The 5,640-nt window shown below is 66.2% G+C and carries 8 protein-coding genes; 1 reads left to right on the top strand and 7 read right to left on the bottom strand.

Annotation, left to right across the window (positions count from 1 at the left end):
* Together VGH54_RS08460 and VGH54_RS08455 are read right to left on the bottom strand one after the other, a co-directional pair.
* On the bottom strand, positions 1-187 hold a 187-nt coding region (locus tag VGH54_RS08460), incomplete at its 3' end, for an ATP-binding cassette domain-containing protein (RefSeq protein WP_331511495.1).
* Positions 188-275: 88 nt separating this feature from the next.
* Positions 276-1,826 (bottom strand): carotenoid oxygenase family protein, encoded by a 1,551-nt coding sequence (locus VGH54_RS08455; RefSeq protein ID WP_414688678.1) that lies wholly within the window; start codon positions 1,824-1,826, stop codon positions 276-278.
* Between the two features lie 42 nt (positions 1,827-1,868).
* Here VGH54_RS08455 and VGH54_RS08450 point away from each other — a divergent pair, with 42 nt between their 5' ends.
* Complete coding sequence (locus VGH54_RS08450) at positions 1,869-2,540, top strand: TetR/AcrR family transcriptional regulator (protein ID WP_331511493.1); 672 nt, start codon at positions 1,869-1,871, stop codon at positions 2,538-2,540.
* A 51-nt stretch (positions 2,541-2,591) separates the two neighbouring features.
* Here the strand turns inward: VGH54_RS08450 and rplL are convergent, their stop codons facing one another.
* From rplL to VGH54_RS08425, 5 genes are all read right to left on the bottom strand, one after another.
* The gene (gene rplL, locus VGH54_RS08445; RefSeq protein ID WP_331511492.1) at positions 2,592-2,984 is read right to left on the bottom strand and encodes a 50S ribosomal protein L7/L12; all 393 of its coding nucleotides are present in this window, start codon (positions 2,982-2,984) and stop codon (positions 2,592-2,594) included.
* Between the two features lie 31 nt (positions 2,985-3,015).
* A complete protein-coding gene (gene rplJ, locus VGH54_RS08440; RefSeq protein WP_331511491.1) occupies positions 3,016-3,609 on the bottom strand; it encodes a 50S ribosomal protein L10 in 594 nt (197 codons plus the stop codon).
* 227 nt (positions 3,610-3,836) lie between these two features.
* Positions 3,837-4,166 (bottom strand): hypothetical protein, encoded by a 330-nt coding sequence (locus tag VGH54_RS08435; RefSeq protein WP_331511490.1) that lies wholly within the window; start codon positions 4,164-4,166, stop codon positions 3,837-3,839.
* 84 nt (positions 4,167-4,250) lie between these two features.
* On the bottom strand, positions 4,251-5,162 hold the full coding sequence (locus VGH54_RS08430) for an ROK family protein (RefSeq protein ID WP_331511489.1): 912 nt from the start codon (positions 5,160-5,162) through the stop codon (positions 4,251-4,253).
* 6 nt (positions 5,163-5,168) lie between these two features.
* On the bottom strand, positions 5,169-5,640 hold a 472-nt coding region (locus tag VGH54_RS08425), incomplete at its 5' end, for a malonyl CoA-ACP transacylase (RefSeq protein WP_331511488.1).

Genomic DNA, 5,640 nt, shown 5'->3' with positions numbered 1-5,640 from the left:
CCAGGATCGAACCGCGCTCCGGGCGCAACAGGCCGATCAGCGACTTCAAAAACACCGACTTACCCGTACCCGACGGGCCCAGCAGAACGCTGACCTCGCCCTCCGGGACCTCCAACGTGACGTCTTCCCAGATTCGCTGGGATCCGAAGGACTTCGTCAGTCCCTCGACCGAGATACCGATGCCCATGCGAAACCCTCCCGCTGATGTTGCTCATAGCAGCCCAAGACCAGCTTGTGGCTTGAGTCACTGTAGCGCACAGGTCGGCCGATTTTGATCAGTCCTGCGGCGCCCAGTTTCCGTGAAATCCCATCGGTACGCGCTGCGGCAAGTGGACCGTCGCCACCGATTCGCACGTTTGCGCATCGAGCAGCAGCAGCTGGCCCTCATCACGTCCGCGGTGATACGCGTAACCCATCAGAATTCCGTCGTCCTCAGACAAGCTAGCCGACCCGGCGGCGGGACGCGGGACGAACGACATTTCGCCGATCAACAGCTCGGGGTCGAGCGGAGCAATCGTGCTCGATCCGGTCTCGTAGTCGTGCTTGTACAACGCCGACGACATTTTCGATCTGCCTGAGTCGACGTACCCGCCGTCGATGCCGACGGTGTAGCCGAAACGATGCCGGCTGCCCAGCAGGGTCTCGTTGATCCGGGGAAATTCTTGAGAGCGGTCGTCACGGCGCTCGGTGGACACCGCTCCGGTCGTCAGGTTGATGGTCCACCGGTCCAAGGTGGGGGTGGTGTCGCCGGGTCCACGGCGGTCGCGGTCGAACATCCGCTCATAGCGGACCACATCGAGCACCAGCACTTCGTGGGAGTTGCGGACCTCGGAGTAGGCATTCAGCGGGTGGTACACGTAGCAGGGTTCGATGTCGAACCACCGCACGTCTTTGTTACCGCCTTCGCGCGGCATGACTCCGATGCGCGCCGGGTATGTCGGATTCCAGGCATACGGCAGCTGGTAGGCGGACCGCTCGTTGCGGTTGATCATCGCCGCGATCGGACCGGGCACCGGCACGCGCCCGACCACGGCTTGGGCCACCAACTGGGCCGGGTGCCGCATCCAGTTGGGCATCTTTTTCGGCAGCACCTGCATCGGGTCGAGGGTCACCGGCAGGTCGTAGAGCACCACATATTTGTCGGTCAGCGAGAAGTCATGCATCATCGGCGATCCCGAGACCTCGATGTCGACCGTGCGACGGGCGTGGCCATGAGCGTCAATCACCGAATACTGGACCGTCCGACCGCGGGCAAAGGAGTAGGAGACCGCGTGCAGTTCGCCGGTGCGCGGGTCGCGATGCGGATGAGCGGCATAGCCACCGGGGAGGGTGCTGTCGAAATCGCACGCACCGACCGTGTCGAGTTCGTCGCTGAGTTCGTAGTTCGCCACGCCGCCTTCGACGAGAGCCAGCGTCTTGCCGGCGTGGGCCAGCACGTTGGTGTTGGCGCCCAGGGACTGCATTCCGGCGCGCAGGTTGCGTGTGGCGGTTGCCGGCTCGCCGAGAGCCGCACGCACAGCCGCGCTGCGCACCCAGCGGTTCCGATACCAGTCGGCTTTGCCGCCGTGCAGTGCTACGCCGTGCACCATGCCGTCACCGGTGAACCAGTGATAGGTGGCGGGGTCGACCTCGGCGACGGGGTTGGGACCGTTGCGCAGGTAGCGCCCGTCCAGGAAGTCGGGGATGTGTCCGGTAACCGCTAGGTCGGTTGCGGTGACCTCGGTGCTGACCGGCGCCAGGAAGTCGTCGAGATATGGATTCGCTGGTACGGCGGTGATGGCTGTGTACACTTCGGCCTCCAAGCTTGTATAACATTGATATGCCATTGTTATACCGGTCCGGCACCCATTGTGTCAAGATGTTCAACGATGAGGCCACAGACCGAGCGCAGCGTGCGGGACGAGTTGCTGCGCGTCGCCGTGGACATCCTCAACCAGGACGGTCCTGACGGTTTGCAGACCCGCAAAATCGCCAGCGCAGCGGGGACGTCGACGATGGCGGTCTACACGTATTTCGGCGGAATGCCCGGGTTGATCGCGGCGATCGCCGACGAGGGGTTGCGCCAGTTCGATGCCGCGATGACGATGCCGTCCACGTCGGACCCGGTCGCGGATCTGATGGCCACCGGGATCGCCTACCGGCGCTATGCGATCGAGTATCCGCACATGTACCGGCTGATGTTCGGCAGCACCAGCGCGCACGGCATCAATGCGCCGGCGCACAACGTGCTCACCTTGAGTCTGGCCGAGATCAACGACCACTACCCCAGCTTCGCCCACGTCGTACGCGGTGTGCACCGGGCAATGCAGGCCGGGCGGATCGGCGGTTCGCCCACCGACGATGCCTCCGTGGTAGCGACGGCCGCGCAATTCTGGGCCGCGATTCACGGCTTCGTCATGCTCGAACTCGCCGGCTCCTACGGAGCGCAGGGCAGCGCCGTCGGGCCAGTGCTCGCCGCGATGACCGCGAATCTACTTGTTGCGCTGGGCGATTCACCTGAGCTGGTGCGAAAGTCGCAGCAGGCGGCGGTGCAGCGCTAGATACACGAAACCCCCGGAGCCGAGTTGACTCCGGGGGTTTTCGCGAATCGACTACTTGACGGTGACGGTGGCGCCGGCGGCCTCGAGCTTGCCCTTGGCCTCCTCGGCAGCCTCCTTGGGCGCCTTCTCCAGAACCGGCTTGGGCGCGCCGTCGACCAGGTCCTTGGCCTCTTTCAGGCCCAGGCCCGAGACGATCTCACGGACAACCTTGATGACGCCGATCTTCTTGTCGCCGGCGGCCTCGAGGATGACGTCGAACTCCGACTGCTCCTCGGCGGCCTCGGCGGGCGCGCCACCGGCGGCGGGGCCGGCTGCAGCCACGGCGACCGGGGCGGCCGCGGTGACCTCGAAGGTCTCCTCGAACTTCTTCACGAACTCCGAGAGCTCCAGCAAGGTGAGTTCTTTGAAGGCGTCGAGCAATTCGTCAGTGGACAGCTTGGACATGGTTGTTGGTCCTTCCTAGGTGGTTACGGGGTTATTCGGTGGTTTCGGCGGGTGATTCCGCTGGTGTTTCGGTCGGCTCCGCCTCGGCAGCGGGGGCCTCGGCGGGAGCCTCGGCAGCCTTCTTTTCTTGCAGTGCGGCAGCAAGCCTGGCCACCTGCGAGGCGGGCGCGTTGAACAGCGCGGCCGCCTTGGACAGATTGGCCTTCATCGCTCCGGCCAGCTTGGCCAGCAGTACCTCGCGGGATTCCAGGTCAGCGATGCGCTCGATCTCGGAGACGGTCAGCGCGCGGCCGTCCATGTAGCCGCCCTTGATGACCAGCGCCTTGTGGTCCTTGGCGAACTTCTTGATCGCCTTGGCTGCGTCAACGGCCTCGCCACTGACGAACGCGATCGCGGTCGGTCCGACGAACAGCTCGTCGAGCCCTTCCACGCCCGCTTCCGATGCGGCCCGCTTGATCAGCGTGTTCTTGGCGACCGAGTATGTCGCCGATCCAGACAGCGACCGGCGCAGCTCGGCCAGGTTGGCGACCGTCAGACCGCGATACTCGGTGATCACGGTCGCGGTAGAGCTCTTGAACTGCTCCGCGATGTCTGCAACGGCTGTGGCCTTGTCAGCCTGGGCCATGCATTCCTCCTTGGGTTCTCGGCCCGGAAATAGCGAACGCCCCGACGCAGGGTGCGGTCGGGGCGTAAATATTCCGTGGGCGCGCGGCCAACGAAGGTCTGCCTCGTCCTCCTGCGTGGGCCGCCGGGAATTCCCGGACCTTCAACCGATTGCTCGGTGACCGACGGTCTTCGGTGGATCGTCGACCACCATACCGTGGACCGCCGTCATCAGCCAAAACGGCTCAGTCACAGCAGCCCCGGCTCAGAACCACTGGGCGATTTGCCCGCCTCTGAGCGATTTGCGTCGGCCCGCAGGGCCAGCACCCGCTGATGAATCCGATGTTCGGTGCCGCGCGGCAGGCAACCAGGACCGTAGACACCCCAGGCGAGGCGGCGCACCCTCCCCCGGCGCCGCTCCCACCGCAGCGCATCCGATATCGATTTGCCGGCGGGATCGTCGACATCGAATCCGTGAAAGGCAAGCGCCTCGACCAGGTCCGCGATGGACGCGCGGCCGTGAAGTGCCAAATGCCAGGTGAGGACGTAACGCAGTTCGATACCTCGCAGGCTTTTCATCGTCGGACGGTTGCACATCGGTCCGACATGAAGCCGAAAATCGCTCAGAGGCGGGCAACTCGGCACATGGTCAGGCTGAGCGACTCACGTCACGGATGAGACCAGCGCTGCCGCACCGATCAGGCCGGCGTCGCCGCCCAGTGCCGCAGGCACCACCCGCAGACCGCGGATGAAGCTCAGCCCCGCGTAGTCGGCCAGCGCCGCCTCCAGCGGGTCGAACAGGGTTCTACCGGAATTGGCCACTCCCCCGCCGATGACAACGAGATCCAGGTCGCACACCGCGCCTACCGAGGCGATCATCGCCGCCAAAGCGGTGGCGCCACGGTGGAACGCCTGCCGCGCCACCGGGTCACCGGCGTAGGCCGCTTCAGCCAGCGTCACGGCGTCGGCGCCGGGTGGCGCCGCCCAGCCGTTGGCCAGCGCCCACCGCGTCATCCACGGTCCGGACGCCACGGTCTCGACGCAGCCGCGGCCGCCGCAAGGGCACAGCTGCCCGTCGGGTTCGACGACGACGTGGCCGACATGACCGGCGTTGCCGGTACGCCCGTGATAGGGCACCCCGTCGAGCACCAGCCCACCGCCCACACCGGTCGAGACCACCATGCCGAGCAGGAAATTGGCACCGCGACCGGCACCACGCCAATGCTCGGCAAGGGCCATGCAGATGCCGTCGCCGGCCAGCCGCACCGGCACGCCGGGCATCGCGGCCGCGATCCGATCGCGCAGCGGAAAGCCGCGCCACGACGCTATATTGACCGGACTGACGGTTCCCGCGACCGCGTCGATCGGGCCCGCGCAGCCGACGCCGACCGCGTGGATCGGGCCCTCTGCGACTTTAGTCGCGTCGGTTATCATCCGGCCAACCAAGTTCCAAACATGTTCTGCTTTTTGATCTTTCGGCGTCGGCTGGATGGCCTTGTGCACCAGCTCGCCCGCCGGGTCGGTGAGTCCGACGGCGATCTTGGTGCCGCCGATGTCGAGGGCCAGGGTCAGCATCGGCGTTCAGTGCCGGTGGGTGTTGTCGGGTTGACGTGGGTCACCGGGATGCTCGTATCCGTGCGCCAGCCGCACCAGAACGGCTCGGCGCTGGTCGAGCCACACCCGGAACGCCCGTCGCTGAGCGGCGGCCCGGAGGTGTTCAGCGATCGTCGAACGCACCTGCGCCAGCGACGGGGCATTCGCGGCCGGCGCGCGCCAGCCGTGGCGGCCCGGTTGAGACTCGGCGAATCGCAACGGATTTCGGTCGTGGTAAGCGGCAATGTCGTCGTCGCTGACGTCGACGTCGGCGGTGACGCGGGCGAACAGCGCCCGCGCGCGGGGGTCGGCCAGCGCAGCGGCGGCGATGCTGCCGATCTCCAGCCGAGCCGTGATGTCAGGCAGCAATTCATCCTCGCCGGGAGCGTCGCCTGCGCTCACACCACGCGCCGCGGCCTCGGCGGCGACCACGCGTTCGGTCACGATCAGCTGCGTCAGC

The sequence above is a fragment of the Mycobacterium sp. genome (genome assembly GCF_036488105.1).
GTDB lineage: Bacteria > Actinomycetota > Actinomycetes > Mycobacteriales > Mycobacteriaceae > Mycobacterium.
This window is presented reverse-complemented; position numbering and strand designations above follow the sequence as displayed.